The organism is Geoglobus acetivorans, from assembly GCF_039641995.1.
GTDB classification, from domain to species: Archaea; Halobacteriota; Archaeoglobi; order Archaeoglobales; family Archaeoglobaceae; genus Geoglobus; species Geoglobus acetivorans.
The window spans coordinates 1,624,156-1,640,268 of sequence record NZ_CP087714.1 but is presented as its reverse complement, the minus strand read 5'-3'; the positions used below and the strand labels follow the sequence as shown (position 1 = coordinate 1,640,268).

Genomic DNA, 16,113 nt, shown 5'->3' with positions numbered 1-16,113 from the left:
GGTGGTTTGATTGCGGAAGTTCGTTCTTATCACAATCCTGCTTGCCCTGCTTTTTGCAGGATGTTCTGGAGAGGTCGAGGAAGTCGGGCCAACACCGACACCCACGCCAACAGTTACCCCGATGCACAGCCCAACGTCCACACCTACTCCAGCAATGACGCCAACTCCAATGATGACCAACACTCCAATGGAGACACCGCAAGCCACACCATCTCCAACCCCAATGCAGCCCACTACAACCCCAACACCGTTTGAATTTGAATATGGTGTGAAATACAAAGTTCTGGTTGTGGATGTTATAGATGGCGATACGATTGATGTCAAACTTCCTGATGGAACGGTTGAGAGAGTGAGAATGCTCGGTGTTGACACCCCTGAGACTACGGCAAGCAAAAACAAGGCTGGAGAATATGGTGACATAACAGATCTTGAATGTCTCGCTCAATGGGGGCAGAATGCAAAACAATTCACCCAGAAGCTTTATGGAAAGTATGTCTGGATTGAGTTCGACTCTCTGGCAGGGATGAGGGGATACTACGGAAGACTTCTTACCTATGTCTATTACCCGGACGAGAATACGGACTTCACAGCCGAACTCGTGAAGCAGGGATATGCGAGAGTGTATGTTGAGGGAACGTTTGAGAAAGAAAGCGAATACGTCAGCTATCAGGATTCTGCGATTAGTAACGGTGTCGGTTTGTGGGGAGCTTGTGCAGTTACCACACCCACTCCAGCCCCGACTGAAACCTCAACTTCTGGAACCTGTGTTTACATTCTCAATGTCAATTACGACGCTCCTGGTAATGACAACGAAAATCCGAACGGAGAGTATGTTGTTCTGAAGAACTCGTGTTCCAGCTCTGTGAATCTTGCAGGGTGGGTTCTTGAGGATGATGCAGGTCACAAATACGTATTCCCACCTTATACCATGAACTCCGGAGAAACGCTCTACATCTACAGCGGCAATGGTGTCGACAGTACAGGAAAACTCTACTGGGGATATGGCAGAGCGATATGGAACAATGGTGGGGATACTGCATATCTCTATGATTCGACTGGAAATCTTGTTGATAGCTACAGCTGGTGATCTACATTTGTTTATATAAATAATTTCGTGGTGTTAAAAAATGAAGAAGAGAACTTCGCTCTATGTTGACGCTGAGCTTATCGAAAAAGCTAAACGAAAATTCAACCTATCTCAGTTACTGGAATGGGCTATAATCAAGGCGCTAAATGGGGAATTGGAAGATTTGAATTCAGCCTTAAGACCCTGTCCCGGAGGGGTCCGCGGGTTCAAATCCCGCCCCCCGCATTAATTTGCGATTTCTTTAAGTTTTTCTATCTTTAGTAGCACCTACTACTGTCACAGTTTCTTCTTTTCTCAATCCAAGCTTTTTCATCAGAAATTGTAATATATTACTGACTCCAGAGATTTTGTGATGAGACAATGTCTGTATTGCAAAAAATGGTTCAAGAACAGACAAGCCTTAAGAGCTCATCAGAAATCCTGCCCACTAAAACCCTCAATGTTCTGGAACTCTGAATTCGAGGTTCAAGGCTACAGGTTTATGGTTACTGTAAGTGAGAAGGCATATCAAGTACTCAGAGAATTTAAAACAAACAACCCACATGTCTTTCTTGGAGCTGTTAAAGCAATGAGATTGTTGGGCTTGGTGAAATCCTACAGGGTGGAAAAGGTAAAATGAAAACAGTTAGTATTTTGAAGTTAAGGTTGTTCGGAATATTGAGTCGTTTATCGCTTCAAATCTACTGCTGGTACTGTCAAAAGAGACTTTCTCAGATTGAGATCTTCAGGCTTGGGCGAGCTGAACTCTACACAGAATGTTTTAAACAGCTTAGATACTTTGAGAATTTTCAGTAGTCTAACTCTCATTGGACCGAAATTGTAATTCTTCGGAATGATTCTGGAAACTTGCTGAACAAATTTGAACACCAATTAAACAACCTACAGAAAGTGCTGAGTGCAAAAATAAAGAAAGTGCCATAAGGTGAAAATGCTGGATGGTTTATTCAGAAAATCCCGACTCACAGCTCTGGAAATAATTTGGACATTCTTTGGAATCCAATTGGAAAATAACTCAGGCAGTTTAGAAAGTTGCTGGACTCAATTTTTGGACATTCACTCGTTCAGCTGATTTATCTCTTCCATTGACACGTACTTCACATAGCCAAGATACTCAAACGCAGCAAGAGCTCCATTCAGTGCCATGTTCTCAATTAGCTCGTAAATCCAGTAATTTTCCCTGAGATGTAATTTGATATCCACTCCATCTTTTTCCAATTCTTTCAAGTGGTCGAGAATCGCCTTTACTGTGGTTGCAGAGACAACATCAAGAGCTTCGGCAATCTCCTTGGAGTGTACTTCCACTGCAGTCTCTTCGTCAATTTGATATATTGCTGGCCCATCTCCAGCCAACTTCTTTCTTACCCAGTAATATGTTGACCTTGAAAGCAAATCCTTATCTCTATCAAGCTGGTCGAGTGCAGCCATCAAACCCTTTTCCCTTTTTACCCTCAAATATCTATCAAGGATTCCTCTTCTTGACATAACAGCCATATTTCAGTCAGAAGAGATATATCAACGTTTTTCTCGGACTTTAGTAGTACCTACTACTTCTCAAGCAGTTTAAGCCAGAGTTTGTTGCTATGAACCACAAACCAGTATTTGGCAAGCATCTTCTCTTTTTCATTGTAATCTGGGCAGAATCTGGAAACCTTCAGCCAGAAGTATCTGTTGTGCTTTCTTTCAATCAGATGGGTTAGCTCGTGTACAACCACGTATTTAACAAGCTCCTCAGGCAGAGCAGCAAGTTTGATGTTGAAGTTCAGGTTTTTCCTTGCAGAGCAGCTACCCCACTTGCTTTTGTGAGCCTTGATAAAGAATCTGTTGAAGCGGACGTTCATGAGAGATGAATATTCGCTGAGATACTCCTCAAGTTTCCTTCTGAGCTCTCCTTTAATCCAGTTTCTTAAGTAAACGTATGGATTTCTTCCATCTGGAATAGAAATTACGATTTTATCATCGAAGCAACTTTGATGTTGAAAGATTAAACGGATTGCTGAGCTACCCATTGAGTATTTTTGATTCCAAGAAGTTGAAGAATGAGACGAAGCTGTTTAAGGGTTTGAAGAAAAGATTGATGAGTTTGCTTAAAAACTGGCAGAGTTTCAAGTCGAAGAGATCAACTATTGAGGATGTGTTCAAGCCGGCCAAATCACTCGGATTGCAGAAATTGCACCGCTACACAATAGGATCAGTCTATAAGTTCGCAGCTTTGAATGTCCTTTTGGTTGGCGTGGTTGTTGCAATGGGTTTTAGAGAAAAGAAGGTGTTGCAGAGGCTGGCTAAGGGTTAGTTTGGTAAGGGCCCTAATGTACTAATCAAAATCCGCTGCAGGGGTCAGTAAAGGTTGTATTTAAGCTAAAAAGGTAATACTCTAGGTGAGGAATCCCAATGACTGGTATTATTGTTTTTTCTCGTCAAAATCTTATGTGAATTGTGAAATTAAAATTTACTGAAAACCTAATTCTCAAGCTTTCACAGCAATGGAAAAGAACTTGCTGGAAATACTTTCTCCTGTAATTATATATCCAAATCTGGTGAGGAAGTTTTTGAAGTATGTGGCAAAGAAGTTGCTATAATTTAAATCAGATATGTGAGTAAATGTCATCTCGTAACCATCGTTCTTTTCATCCACAATAATGTTGCTGAACCATTTCGCTGCTTTTACATAAATATCATCCAAAACTCTAACTAGATCAAAGATCTGGGCCTTTTCAACATCAACATTTAATGTAAAGCGAACCATTGCATCTATGAAGTCTTCCTCGTAGAATTTTTCTGGTTCTTTTCTTATGAAGTTCTCCAAATTGCTTCGAGTTATAACAACACAATCAAAGTTTTCAATCAGACTCTCCCTTGTAATTATTTTTTTGGCATTCAGATTTCTACGGTGAATTTCGTAAAGAAGCTTTAATGCTACATCAATAACTCTCGATTGAGTTCCATATTCTTCAGTTAAGTCGCGGAGCATATTGTATGTTTCTTTAGAAATGTACGTGCCCAACCTCACTTGTTTTTCCATAATTAATAGCCACACTTCTATCATCTTAAACCTTTCCATAACATTACATACAAATGAGAATGATGACGGTAGATTTCACATGTTTATTGATTAAGAATATTAACACCCTAATAAAGAGTATCAATGGACAGACATACAAAAGGAGGTGCGCATATTGGATAAAAGATTTCTGCTGGTATTAGTTTTGGCCCTATTGGCAGTAGTAGTAGCCATGGAATGTACCCAACAAACCACACAAACTCCGCAAAAGCCAACAAAAGAGAGTATAAAAATTGGATTTACTGTATCTCTCTCTGGCCCTGGAGCTGGAGCCGGAACAGAGCAATATCGAGCATATGAAGTATGGAGGGAATGGGTTAACAGCAAAGGTGGAATTTACATTCCCGAGTATGGAAAGAAGTTACCAGTTGAGTTTGTATACTACGACGATGCTTCTGAACCCGCAAGAGCTAAAAGTCTGTATGAAAAGCTCATTCTGGAAGACAAAGTCGATTTGCTATTGGCCCCATGGGGAACGTTCATACACCTCGGCATAGTTCCTGTTATAGAGAAATACAAGATACCTGTTGTAGGAAATACAGCTGGAGTCGATATCAACAAGATAAACGAGCTAGGAACCAAGTATATGTTTTTCACTTGGCCCACGCCTCAAACCTCTGCTTTGGCGTATACTATGTTTGTCGAGCAGTTCAAGGAAGATGTAAACAAAATCGCTATACTGTATGTACAGTCAGACTTTACCGTAGCAAACGCCAAGTGGAACAAGAAGTTTATCGAAGAGCGAGGGATTGGAGAAGTTGTTGTCTTCGAGGGTTATCCGTTTGGAACCAAAGATTTGAAGGGTCTGCTATTAAAGGTAAAGGAAACGAATCCTGATGTCGTGATAGTCCATTCTTATCCAGCGGATGCAATGCTTGTTACTGCTCAGATGAAAGAGCTCAACATCAATCCGAAAATATTTATGCTCGGTGTTGGCGGGCAAATCCTTGCTTTCGAACAAAAATTCGATGACGCAACGAAAGAAGGAATAATTGCCATCAACAACTGGCATCCAGACTTCTATCCGGAAGCTAAGGAGCTTTATGACCTATATGTCCAAAAATACGGGCACAATCCGCCATCTCACGCTCTTGGGCTTGCATGGCTAAGTGCTATAACTCTTCAACAGGCGATCGAGAAAGCAGGCTCTCTTGATCCGGTAAAGATACAGAAAGTTCTTGCCAGCGAAACCTTCTCCACACCATTCGGAGAGGTTAAATTCGAAAACCAAGTAAATACCAAATCACTCATAGTTCTAGAACAGTGGCAAAAGGGAGAATTAAGACCAGTTTACGTATTGAGGGGAATTTATCCAAATCTCGAACCCGCAAACTTGCCTTTAGCAGACCTCGAATATCCAAAACCACAATGGCCTCGGTGATGAATTATGGACTCCTCTACATTTTTTTATATCGTTTTTTCAACCATCCAGCTAGGCTTAGTTTATACGCTCATCTCTTTGGGATTCAATCTGCTCTATAGCTCAACAAGGATTATAAACGTAGCTTATGGAGAACTCATTGCTCTTGGGGGTTACATAGCCTTTTGGTTTTATACTCTCTACTCTATCCCACCCCCCATAACAATGCTTTTCGCTGGTGCGATTCTCGCAGCCATAAGTTATCCCATCTATTTATTATTATTCAAACCCCTGTTAGAGACGAGAAACGTAGAGTATATAGAGGTCTGGGGAGTCATAATAACATTTGGTCTGTCCATAACGCTTCAGGGGTTTATGACACTTTTTTGGTCTGCACAATCTAAAGCTTATACGTATTTCGACAATGTTGTTCCAATCGGTGCGGTAACAGTAACGCTCAACAGGCTTATCGTTATGATCATTGCTGCCCTGCTTGTTACTATATTGTATATTTTGCTTTTCAAAACAGATTTCGGAATCTCGATGCGGAGTGTAATTCAAGATCCAGATCTCGCAGCGGTTCTCGGTCTCAACATCAAATCAATTTTTGCCATGTCATTTATCCTTTCTTCTGCAATTGCGGGTATCTCCGGGGTATTAATAAGCGTGATCGTTGAGATTAGTCCGTTTATGGGTGTTACCTACGTAATTCTCGCTTTTGTTATTACAGTTATTGGAGGTGTTGGTAACCCTCTTGGTAGCCTTGTTGGTGGATTGGTTCTTGGCCTGCTTGATGTATTGATAGGTTATACCATTGGTCCCAGCCTCAACTTATTCATCGTGTACTCTCTCCTTGTCGCCATTCTTGTTCTCCGACCAAAAGGTCTTCTCGGGAGGGGTTAAGATGTTAGAAATCAAAAATATTTCCAAAAACTTCGGAGGAATAAAAGCTCTCAATAACGTATCCCTTTCTATTGAAAAGGACGAAATAGTTGGTCTTATTGGTCCAAACGGTAGTGGAAAAACCACACTCTTCAACATTGTGAGCGGTTTGATCAAGCCAGATAGTGGAGCCGTCATATTCAGCGGGAAACGAATTGAAGGGCTGCAGCCAGAAGTGATATCCCTTTCCGGAATTACCAGAACTTTCCAAGAAGTAAGAGTTATCGATAGTCTCAATGTTCTCGAAAACACAATGATCGCATCCCTACCGCATTTTAAAATGAACTACCACATAGCAAGTGATGCTGCCATTGAAGCACTGGAGATTGTCGGGTTAAAAGACAGAGCACAAACACCCGTTTCCAAATTGAAAGATGGTGAAAAAAGGCTTCTAGAACTTGCCAGAGCTATTGCAGCCAATCCAAAACTAGTATTGCTTGATGAAATTATGGCGGGGCTAATGGAAAAAGAGCAGAGCAGGCTTGCAAATCTCATAAATATGCTCAGAAACGAGTTGGAAATTACAGTATTCTGGATAGAGCACGTTTTGAGGGCGATGTTCAGACTTGTGGAAGTCGACAGAATTGTTGTTTTGAATTGGGGGAACAAGATTGCTGAAGGTGCCCCTGATGAGATCTTGAGGAATAATGAGGTGATAGAGGCATATCTTGGGAAAATTCGTGGCTTGGGGGGTGAGACCATTGCTTAGTGTCACATCTTGCAGTTATACTTCTCATTATCAGTTCATTGCCGAAGATAACACTCTTGTTGCAATAATTGGTCCAAATGGGGGTGGTAAATCTACGTTTTTAAAGATTATCTCGGGGGCCATACGACCAGCAATATGCAGTGTAATTCTCGATGATGAAGACATCTCCCAGCTTAAAGCACCTGAAATAATTAGAAAAGGAGTTGTTCTTGTTCCTGAGGGCAAAGCCAACTTTCCAGAGATGACAGTTGAAGAGAACCTGAAACTCGGGTTTCATATTGCCGGAATTCCGAGAAAAAAAAGGCATGAGATACTCGAGAATATTTTCAAACTATTTCCAGTACTAAAAGACAGGAAAGGGCAAATGGCAGGAACTTTAAGTGGTGGAGAGCAAAGAATGCTTGCGATTGCTAGAGGGCTTGCTACAAATCCCAGAATCTTACTTCTGGATGAGCCCTCGCTGGGCCTAGCTCCAAAGGTTGTGGAAGCTATATATTCTACTCTATTGGAGATAAAAGAGACCGGCAGAACCATCATAATCTCCGAGCAGGGAATTTCTGCTGTTCTGAACTTTAAGGAGCATTTCGACAAAGTGTACTTCGTTTTAAACCATCAGTTCATGTTTAGTGGTGGAGTCGAAGAGCTTGAGAAAATAGAAGAGGTAAGGAGGGTTTATTTTGGCATTTAATAGACTCAACGAATTTATCAGGGGATTAATACCGTATTTAGCCGTACCCGTAATTGTATTCATCATTTCCTTGACTCTTCCCCCATCATATCAGCGGATTACCGTTCATTTCCTAATTTACGCAGTAATGGCGATGGCATGGGTGGTGGTTCTGAAGATGGGGTACGTGTCACTGGGCAGCGCTGCATTCTACGGAGCAGGAGCATACTTTTTCACATACATCATAAAATTCTACGTTGGAATGCCTTATCTGGCCGCCATAGTCATCTCCATACCTATTATAGCCCTGATAGCAGCCATTGTTGGTTATGTGACAATGAGATTGGCTGGCATATTTTTCATATTCGCAACATTTGCTGCTTCTGAAGCATTAAGGCAAATATTCATGTATTCTGAGATAAACTACTCAGGTTTTGTCGGAAAAATTATTCCAAACCCCCTTTCTGCACTTCAGGCAATTGCCATCTTTTCGATTTTACTCGCTTTTGCAGGAATATTATTCTACACAACTACATTTCACAGATACAGAGTTATTATCGATTTCATAAGAGAAGATGAAGAATTGGCAAGGGTTTTCGGTGTTGAAACATTGAAGTACAAGATAGCTTTTTTCACAGCCGCTTCAGTTCTCCAAGGCATTACAGGATCGTTTGCAGCTTGGTATCTGTCGTATATCGACCCAGATCTGGTTTTTAACCCCATGATCTCCATACAGGTTCTGGTCATCGGTTTGCTGGGAGGCACTGGAAATTTCCTTGGGGCAATTCTCGCTGCTGCTCTTATAATTTTCCTTTCAGAGCAACTCATCAGAATTGCCAGCCACGTCTATCTTATAGTTTTAGGCATAAGCATTCTTCTTGTCTCCAAATACATGAAAGAAGGATTTTCAGGTTTTATTTCGAAATTAGGAAGTTATAGGAGGTGAAAAAATGGGAAAAAAGATTTTTGATTTGAGCCACACGCTGTTGGACGACGATCCGGCAGATCCAGAGGGGTTCAGGCCCCACATCGTCTATAGAGCTCACCAGCAGGGGGCAGTAGAGATGAAGAAGTTCTTTGATGTGAACCTTGACGATTTGATTTACAGTAAAGGGCTTGGGTGGGCTGTAGAGGAACTCCACATGATAACACATGCAGGAACCCATGTAGATGCACCTTGGCACTATGCACCGGTTTCAGAGGGTAAGAGAGCAAGGACGATTGACGAAATTCCACTGGAGTACTTCTATGGAGACGGAGTCGTTCTCGACTTTCGCCATAAGAGGCCAGGAGAGGCGATAACGGAGGAGGACGTAAAAGATGCGCTGAGAAAAATAAACTACACGCTAAAGCCAGGAGATATAGTACTAATCATGACCGGCTGGGACAAAAAAGTTGGGAGCCCCGAGTATTTTAATCACCCCGGGCTAACGTATGATGCTGTCAAGTGGATAGTTGAGCAGGGTGTAAAACTTATCGGAATAGATGCTTACAGCCTAGATCGTTCTTTCAAAGCAATGGCTGAAGACTACAAGCGGACTGGGGATGGAAGATATATCTGGCCTGCCCATTTCGTAGGTATTGAAAAGGAGTATCTACACATAGAAAAGCTGGCGAATCTAGACAAACTACCTAAACCGTATGGATTCAAGGTCGCGGCATTCCCTTTCAAGATATATAAAGCGAGTGCTGGGCCGGCGAGGGTTGTGGCGATATTTGAGGAGGAGGTGTGAAGGATGTCGCTTGAAGATAAAATTATCATAACCTGTGCTGTTACAGGGTCGATTCACACACCAACTATGTCTCCTTACCTCCCCACGACCCCTGAGCAGATTGTTGAGGAGGCAGTTAGGGCAGCTGAAGCTGGGGCAGCAGTAGTCCATGTCCACGCCAGAGATCCCAAAACCGGAATGCCTACAGCCAACGTGGAAATTTTCAGAGAAATCCTGTCCGCCATCAAAGATAGAAGTGACGTTGTTATATGCCCAACCACAGGTGGTGGGATAGGAATGAGTGTAGAGGAGCGAATCCGCATTGTACCGGAACTAAAACCAGAAATGGCATCATTCAATATGGGTTCCATGAATTTTTCACTGCATCATATGCTCCGGAAATACAAGGAGTTCAAGTATGACTGGGAGAAAGAGTACTTGGAAATGTCCAAGGATTTTGTTTTCAGAAATACCTTTAAGGATTTAGAAGTGGTGGCTAAAGTATTCTATGAGAATGAAACCAAGCCAGAACTTGAGTGCTACGATGTCGGGCACATATACAATGCTGCCTTCTTAGTTCAAACAGGAGTTATAAAGATGCCAGTCCATATGCAATTTGTCCATGGTATTCTTGGCGGGATAGGAACCCACATTGATGATATGATTCATATGAAGCGGACGGCCGATAGGTTTTTCGGAGATAACTACACTTGGTCAGTTATTGGCGCTGGAAGGAACGAGTTCAGGCTATGTACGGTTGGAGCCATAATGGGCGGACATGTCCGCGTAGGGATGGAGGATAACTTGTACCTCGAAAAGGGAAGACTTGCCAAAAGCAATGCAGAACTGGTTAAGAAAATGGCTAGAATCGCCAGAGAGTTAGGTAGAGAGCCCGCTACTCCGGACGAGGCGAGAAAGATTCTCGGTCTCAAAGGCAAAGATAAGGCAAACTTTTAAGTAAGTATAATAATTTAGCCAAAATTTTATTTTTAAGTTTTTCACCAAATCGCTTTTCAGCTAAACTATAACAACGCTTTCTTTTCTCTGAACTTGTATAGCTTGCTCGGCAGGCTACCAATGAGATTTGCATACTTTCACCCAGAGGGAGCTTATACCTACATAAGTTTATGGTTTTATATTGCTTTGTTTCCTTTGTGGTGGAATTTTAGGATGTCTTTTCTGATATGCAGAGATGACATCATATGGGTTTAAACCATACAAGTGGAATGTGAAGTATCCCTAAATTATTGCACGACCCAACATCCAACTACTTTGAGAAAGCTAACGAAGGGGAAAATCAAGTGGTTAACCTAACAGGTGCGCTCCAATAATTGGAATAACCACATATTGGCATCGGTTCTATTTCGAAAGGCTTGCACGAAACAATTATTAGGATATCTCATTTTCACAATTCTGGGAGAAGGTCGTGGATAATCACTCTTGGCGGGTTTAGTGTATTTACTTCGATATTTTACCGGTAAATTTGTGACAGGGTCTCACCCCCCGCATAGCTTTTCGTTATTTGAGCCGTTTGATGAGTTTGTGAAGAGACTGGAACTGTCGCACATTTCACATTCATACAGCACAACATTTCCAAGCTAGGAGTTTGCACGTCTGCGAAGTGCCATCAGGGATTTGCAAATCAACACTCATTTCTCACCCGAAGCCACAAATATGCTGACTCTGGCATACTCTCCGCAACAGGATTGGGCACAGCAGTCCTCGCCCGCACACTCCACACTCACGTTTCCGAGCCCAGCCTCCCTGAACCACCTCTCGATGTCCTCTCTCCTGAAACCCATCCACCTGTCGTGATGCTCTTCCCTCAGAAACTCGAAGGAGTGTTCGTCCAGGTCCGTAACCACCAGCCTACCCCCCGACTTGAGAATCCGCACCATCTCCTTTATCGCCTTCGGGGGAGATTCCACATGATGGAGGCACATGTTGGCAAAAACATAGTCAACAGCTTCATCCGGGATGGGGAGCTTTTCCGCATCCCCAACACAGTAATCGACCTGGAAACCCCCGAACTTCTTCTTCATCTCAGCCAGCATCACCTCAGACCTGTCAACGGCGATTACCCGCAGGCCTTTGCGAACCAGCCCCTCAGTAATAAAGCCCGTGCCGGCTCCAATGTCGGCTGCAGTCCTGCCTTTCTCCACACCTGCTACCGACAGAGCCTTTTCCCTGACCGTCTCCGAAAAGAAGCTCTTACGCATCTCATCCCACCGACGGGCTACCCGGTCAAAATAATCCCCGTTATCCACACCAATCACCACTCTTTGGCTCGTGGCGTGTGACACGCGGGAAATATGTAAAGTTTGCGGGGTGGTCGCAGTTCTGCCTACTGCAAGCCCTTACAGCCGCATTGCAGAATATAAAGCGTCGCTCCGTTCACCCCCATCTTATCTCTGATAGTAAGCATACACACAGGATTCACGATGGATGAGAAGGCGAATTCCATCACTGATGCCGTAATGGTCCTCCCTCATCCGGCGATGAAGAGAGAGGATAAGCTGAAGAGTTTCCTGACAGGCTCGCAAGAAAAAGTGCTCATGCTCGATATTGGAAAGGGCATTACGATGGCCACGCTTTCAGGATTCCGTGGGTAGAAAGCAACAGAAAACAGGATTGCAGCTTAAAGGCGATGAAAACGTTTTCGGGATTGCAAAAACGGGATTTGAAGGAGCTCGACAGAGGGTGGATCCAACCCGGGATTTCTGTGATAATGCCCCGAAGAGCTGAACTACTCCGGAAGCTTCTTATTTTCCCGGAGCATACAGAATATGTGAACCGGGAAAAACGGGATAAGGCGGAGGGTAAGGACGTCCCGGACGAATTCGATGAGCTTCTCGACAGAATGGCTGAAAACCAGCTCAGGGCAAATTACAGGAAGAGTCTCGGAAGAGAATACGCCAGAAGGAGCTGGGACATAGAAATAGGAAAGATATTCAGGAAGAAGGAATAGTCACCTCTTCACATCTATCTTTCTGCATTTCCCTGCTCTTCTGAGAGCCTCCTCCTTCTCTTCAGAGCTGACAAAGTGTATGTGCAGCGGATGCTGTCTGCTGAGTTCTTTCCTGACGTCTTCCTCGATCCTCCTTCTCTCTTCAGCATCGGGCACCCTGCTCGTTATGACTAGCAGGTCAACATCACAGGCCCTGTGCAGTTCCCCCCTCGCCACACTGCCAACCAGATAGACCTCCGCATCCTCAAATTTCTGGACAATTCTGCTCACAGCCCCGTCTATCCACACTTCCCAGTTTCGTATATTCTCCTCCCACCTCTTGAAGAGGACGTCGACGTAATGTCCCAGCGTCCTGCCGGTCACAGATCTGTAGGCGGCTTCAATCATGAACGAGCCGGCAACCAGCGCTGCAAGGACCTCAAGGTTCTGGGGGGAATAAGCTGCCATCCGGTAAAGCAGAACGGCAAGGGCCACCGAGGTCAGGAAAACTCCGGCAACAGTAATGGCAGGGTGTGCTCCGGTCTCCCTCCTCAGCCTGTATGCCGCGAGGTTAACGGCCAGAAAGATTATCAGGAATCCCCCGCTTCCCGCAATGGATATTGATTCCAGACTTGCAGTGTTCGCAAGAACTGCTGAAAGCAGCCCCACCAGGATCAGCCCCTCAAACGCCTCCCTCCAGACCTTTCTCTCCATCGCCTCCGGTAGCTGCCCGTATTTTGCAACCATGTAACTCGCTCTTGCAGTCCCGTAGAGAGTGGCGTTTATTGCCGAGCCTGTCGAGGCGAGAGCTGCAAACGTGACGAGCCAGAAGCCCAGGTTTCCGAGGGCAGGCTTTGCAACAGCAGACAGCGCATAATCCCTCTCCCTCACTATGGTCTCTAAGGGCAGCGTTCCAACGGTAACAAGTGCTATCATGAAGTAGACGAAAATCACAACCAGAACTGCAGAAAAGAACACCTTCGGCAGTATTTTCGGATTCTCGACGTCCTGTGCCGTGTTGGCTATCAGCTCGAAGCCCTCGTATGCGAGGAAGATTATCATTCCTCCTGCAACGACAGTGATCCCGTCCGGCCACTCAGCAGGAGAGAGCCTCCGCCAGTCCATGAACATCAGTCCGGAGCCTGCAACGATGAGCAGAACTGCGAGCTTGAACCCAACGAGCAGATCTTCAGCTTCACCACTCACAACCGCACCGTAGGCGTTGATCAGCACAAACGCAGCTATTACGGCGGTTATGAAGATGTGCTTCAGAACCGTGCTCTCCGTGAATATGCTGGATGCGTAGCTGCCGAAAGCGTAGGCGTAGAGGGAGATCATGACCACGTAGCTCGAAAGAAGGAGAACGTTCAGTCCACCTGAAAGCACGCCTGTGCCGTAAGCCTTTACCAAGTATTCTATTGTCCCCCCTCTGCTCGGATACCTGACCGAGAGCTTCGCATACGAGTATGCCGTCGTCAGTGCCACGATGCCCGCAAGAAGAAACGCGAGCGGGGCGGCACCCCTCGATAGCTCAACGCTCAAACCAAGAACGGCGAAAATCCCTCCCCCTATCATCCCTCCAACGCCTATGCTGAAGGCCTCCCTGAACCCGATCCTGTCCTTCATCCCACTCTCACCCTCGGCACACAGTCGACCTTAAACTGACTTCATGCAAACCTATATATATGGTTTATAAACCTCTTTAAATATGGTCGATTATAAAATTAAAATCGAGAACGTTGTTGCTTCTACCCAGATTGGAGAGAATATTGACCTTAACAAAATAGCAAGAGAAGTGAAAGATGCCGAATACAAACCAAAGCAGTTTCCGGGGCTGGTTTTGAGGATAAAGGAGCCAAAAGCTGCGGCTCTCGTTTTCAGAAGTGGCAAGGTGGTGTGCACCGGGAGCAAGAGTGTTGAGGATGCGAGAAGAGCGGTAAAACAGGTCGTGAAGATAATAGGAAGCTTCGGAATCCCCGTGTTCGAGGATCCGGATGTGAAAGTGCAGAATATCGTCGCATCGGCAGACCTCGGTGTGGATCTGAACCTCAACGCAATCGCAATCGGTCTGGGGCTTGAGAATATCGAATATGAGCCAGAACAGTTTCCTGGACTTGTTTACAGGCTGAGAGACCCGCGTGTCGTCGTCCTCATCTTCGGTTCGGGAAAAATGGTTGTTACCGGGGGAAAGAACCCCGAGGATGCAAGAAAGGCCGTTGAGAGGATCGCCGAGGAGCTTACCAGCTTAGGACTGATGTAGCTCGAACCAGTAAACGTCATGTCCTGGCCGGATGGTGTACTTCCCATCCCTCACATACCCTTTTTCTTTAAGGAATTCCGTGTAATCCCCGGTTGAGATCACCACCTCATATCCACCATAGTAGCTTGGAGAGAAACCAGCGCTGTAATGTCTCAGATACCATGGCAGTGGCCAGTAGTCATTCCCCGGCACGAAAATCAGGGTCTTCTTACCCTCACTGATTATCCTCTCAGCCAGTTTCTCCACGTCGGGCTGTGCCTGAATATATATCAGGTCGTGCTTCGTATTCACATTGTCAACGTAGGTGAGGTATCCGGACACCGCAACCGTGGCAATCAGGGCCGCGACGAAAACCGCCCTCCCCGTTTTTCTGTTCAGGTAATGGGCATAGATTGCACCGAAAAATGCCATTGGAGCTGTGAGATGGACAAGGAGCCACGGCACCTTGTGGCTCAGGACGTGGTAGATTGTAAATGCAGTTATCAGCCAGTAGAATGCAAACAGCTCTATTTCAGTCGTTTTGCGTTCCCTGAACCTGCGAACAAACACAGGAATTCCAGCGAGGGCCATACCGAGTGGCAGAAACTCATACTCAAAGATGAGCTTTGAGTAGTACCATATTGGCTTCCAGTGGTCGTTTGTCTTGTGCATCTTGAACCAGTGGGCGAACGAATCTATAGTCGCCCTTTTCAGCCCCTCAGGATCGGAAAAACCTGCAGAGTACAGCGCCGAGAAGATGAAGCCTGCAATGACCAGAGAAACGGCAAAGTGCTTTAAGAACCTCCTGCTTACCGAAAAGTCCCTTCTGTAAATTCTGTAAAAAACTATAAAAGACACCAACGTGCCGAGGTACAGATAACCGTTTTCCTTCGCGCACACCATCACTGCAGAGAATATTGTTGCCAGATAGATGTAAACAGGTTTTTGTGAATTCCTGTAGCTGAAGTAGCTGTAAACTGCAATGATGAAGCTCGAAAGCACTATCAGGTCATTTCTCGTGTACCTCGAGTAGTAGAGTATCGACGGAGAGAGGAGAAGGATGAGGGCGAATACATACGAGTTTCTGAAGAAGTTCTCAAACCTGAGCGCCACGAAAACCGCAATTATCGAAAACAGCACCGGAACGAGTCTGGCCGTGAACTTGGAATCACCCAGCAGTCCAAAAATCCCGGCAGTTGTGAAATACAGGAAAGGCCCGTGATATGCCGGATCGTAGCTGTAAGTGTGATCTTTCAGCAGAACATAGCTCAGATATGCGTGAATGCTCTCATCATGATCCATCGGCCTTGCATCAAGAGCGTAGAACCTCGTAGCCACGGCAAGGATCAGCAGGGCAATGACCACTTCTTTCCTCATTGGATGTAAATCTGG

The 16,113-nt window shown here is 44.8% G+C and carries 20 protein-coding genes; 14 read left to right on the top strand and 6 right to left on the bottom strand.

Annotated features, from left to right (window positions below; translation table 11 throughout):
- Positions 1-10 precede the first annotated feature (10 nt).
- The 3 genes from LPQ35_RS09530 to LPQ35_RS09520 all read left to right on the top strand — a co-directional run bounded on the left by LPQ35_RS09530 (position 11) and on the right by LPQ35_RS09520 (position 1,706).
- A complete protein-coding gene (locus tag LPQ35_RS09530; protein WP_193807433.1) occupies positions 11-1,087 on the top strand; it encodes a lamin tail domain-containing protein in 1,077 nt (358 codons plus the stop codon).
- A 40-nt stretch (positions 1,088-1,127) separates the two neighbouring features.
- The gene (locus LPQ35_RS09525) at positions 1,128-1,316 is read left to right on the top strand and encodes a type II toxin-antitoxin system CcdA family antitoxin (RefSeq protein ID WP_193807434.1); all 189 of its coding nucleotides are present in this window, start codon (positions 1,128-1,130) and stop codon (positions 1,314-1,316) included.
- Between the two features lie 123 nt (positions 1,317-1,439).
- Positions 1,440-1,706: a C2H2-type zinc finger protein gene (locus LPQ35_RS09520; protein ID WP_193807435.1), complete on the top strand. Its 267-nt coding sequence runs from the start codon at positions 1,440-1,442 to the stop codon at positions 1,704-1,706.
- Positions 1,707-2,140: 434 nt separating this feature from the next.
- Here LPQ35_RS09520 and LPQ35_RS09515 read toward each other — a convergent pair whose 3' ends face one another.
- A complete protein-coding gene (locus LPQ35_RS09515) occupies positions 2,141-2,569 on the bottom strand; it encodes a hypothetical protein (RefSeq protein WP_193807436.1) in 429 nt (142 codons plus the stop codon).
- 62 nt (positions 2,570-2,631) lie between these two features.
- Positions 2,632-3,093 carry a YgjP-like metallopeptidase domain-containing protein gene (locus LPQ35_RS09510; protein WP_193807437.1) on the bottom strand — a complete coding sequence of 154 codons (462 nt, stop codon included), beginning with the start codon at positions 3,091-3,093 and terminating at the stop codon, positions 2,632-2,634.
- On the opposite strand from LPQ35_RS09510, the gene LPQ35_RS09505 reads away from it, so the two are divergent.
- Positions 3,093-3,377 carry a hypothetical protein gene (locus LPQ35_RS09505; RefSeq protein WP_193807438.1) on the top strand — a complete coding sequence of 95 codons (285 nt, stop codon included), beginning with the start codon at positions 3,093-3,095 and terminating at the stop codon, positions 3,375-3,377. The two genes, LPQ35_RS09510 and LPQ35_RS09505, sit on opposite strands and share 1 nt — an antisense overlap.
- Before the next feature lie 174 nt (positions 3,378-3,551).
- Here the strand turns inward: LPQ35_RS09505 and LPQ35_RS09500 are convergent, their stop codons facing one another.
- Positions 3,552-4,106, bottom strand: a complete 555-nt coding sequence (locus tag LPQ35_RS09500) for a hypothetical protein (RefSeq protein ID WP_193807439.1) — start codon at positions 4,104-4,106, stop codon at positions 3,552-3,554.
- 154 nt (positions 4,107-4,260) lie between these two features.
- On the opposite strand from LPQ35_RS09500, the gene LPQ35_RS09495 reads away from it, so the two are divergent.
- Genes LPQ35_RS09495 through LPQ35_RS09465 form a run of 7 tightly spaced genes read left to right on the top strand, consistent with a single transcriptional unit; the run spans position 4,261 to position 10,492 of the window.
- Positions 4,261-5,526 (top strand): ABC transporter substrate-binding protein, encoded by a 1,266-nt coding sequence (locus LPQ35_RS09495; protein ID WP_203218965.1) that lies wholly within the window; start codon positions 4,261-4,263, stop codon positions 5,524-5,526.
- Positions 5,527-5,532: 6 nt separating this feature from the next.
- Positions 5,533-6,408: an ABC transporter permease subunit gene (locus LPQ35_RS09490; RefSeq protein WP_193807441.1), complete on the top strand. Its 876-nt coding sequence runs from the start codon at positions 5,533-5,535 to the stop codon at positions 6,406-6,408.
- Position 6,409: 1 nt separating this feature from the next.
- Complete coding sequence (locus tag LPQ35_RS09485) at positions 6,410-7,156, top strand: ATP-binding cassette domain-containing protein (RefSeq protein WP_193807443.1); 747 nt, start codon at positions 6,410-6,412, stop codon at positions 7,154-7,156.
- Positions 7,149-7,844 carry an ATP-binding cassette domain-containing protein gene (locus LPQ35_RS09480; protein WP_193807445.1) on the top strand — a complete coding sequence of 232 codons (696 nt, stop codon included), beginning with the start codon at positions 7,149-7,151 and terminating at the stop codon, positions 7,842-7,844. The genes LPQ35_RS09485 and LPQ35_RS09480 overlap by 8 nt, the downstream gene beginning before the upstream one ends.
- Positions 7,834-8,769: an ABC transporter permease subunit gene (locus LPQ35_RS09475; RefSeq protein WP_203218966.1), complete on the top strand. Its 936-nt coding sequence runs from the start codon at positions 7,834-7,836 to the stop codon at positions 8,767-8,769. Before LPQ35_RS09480 ends, LPQ35_RS09475 begins: the two co-directional genes overlap by 11 nt.
- Before the next feature lie 4 nt (positions 8,770-8,773).
- Positions 8,774-9,556 (top strand): cyclase family protein, encoded by a 783-nt coding sequence (locus LPQ35_RS09470; protein WP_193807447.1) that lies wholly within the window; start codon positions 8,774-8,776, stop codon positions 9,554-9,556.
- A gap of 3 nt (positions 9,557-9,559) precedes the next feature.
- Complete coding sequence (locus LPQ35_RS09465; protein WP_193807449.1) at positions 9,560-10,492, top strand: 3-keto-5-aminohexanoate cleavage protein; 933 nt, start codon at positions 9,560-9,562, stop codon at positions 10,490-10,492.
- Between the two features lie 692 nt (positions 10,493-11,184).
- Here the strand turns inward: LPQ35_RS09465 and LPQ35_RS09460 are convergent.
- Positions 11,185-11,754 carry a methyltransferase domain-containing protein gene (locus LPQ35_RS09460; RefSeq protein ID WP_203218967.1) on the bottom strand — a complete coding sequence of 190 codons (570 nt, stop codon included), beginning with the start codon at positions 11,752-11,754 and terminating at the stop codon, positions 11,185-11,187.
- 222 nt (positions 11,755-11,976) lie between these two features.
- Here LPQ35_RS09460 and LPQ35_RS09455 point away from each other — a divergent pair, with 222 nt between their 5' ends.
- Together LPQ35_RS09455 and LPQ35_RS09450 are read left to right on the top strand one after the other, a co-directional pair.
- Positions 11,977-12,147: a hypothetical protein gene (locus tag LPQ35_RS09455; protein ID WP_193807453.1), complete on the top strand. Its 171-nt coding sequence runs from the start codon at positions 11,977-11,979 to the stop codon at positions 12,145-12,147.
- A gap of 176 nt (positions 12,148-12,323) precedes the next feature.
- Positions 12,324-12,503, top strand: a complete 180-nt coding sequence (locus LPQ35_RS09450; protein ID WP_148305925.1) for a hypothetical protein — start codon at positions 12,324-12,326, stop codon at positions 12,501-12,503.
- Here LPQ35_RS09450 and LPQ35_RS09445 read toward each other — a convergent pair whose 3' ends face one another.
- Complete coding sequence (locus tag LPQ35_RS09445) at positions 12,504-14,108, bottom strand: amino acid permease (RefSeq protein WP_193807456.1); 1,605 nt, start codon at positions 14,106-14,108, stop codon at positions 12,504-12,506. It abuts the gene before it with no gap.
- Between the two features lie 82 nt (positions 14,109-14,190).
- Here LPQ35_RS09445 and LPQ35_RS09440 point away from each other — a divergent pair, with 82 nt between their 5' ends.
- Complete coding sequence (locus LPQ35_RS09440; RefSeq protein WP_048091533.1) at positions 14,191-14,742, top strand: TATA-box-binding protein; 552 nt, start codon at positions 14,191-14,193, stop codon at positions 14,740-14,742.
- Here LPQ35_RS09440 and LPQ35_RS09435 read toward each other — a convergent pair.
- Positions 14,728-16,098 (bottom strand): flippase activity-associated protein Agl23, encoded by a 1,371-nt coding sequence (locus LPQ35_RS09435; RefSeq protein ID WP_193807458.1) that lies wholly within the window; start codon positions 16,096-16,098, stop codon positions 14,728-14,730. The genes LPQ35_RS09440 and LPQ35_RS09435 overlap by 15 nt on opposite strands.
- Positions 16,099-16,113: the final 15 nt, after the last annotated feature.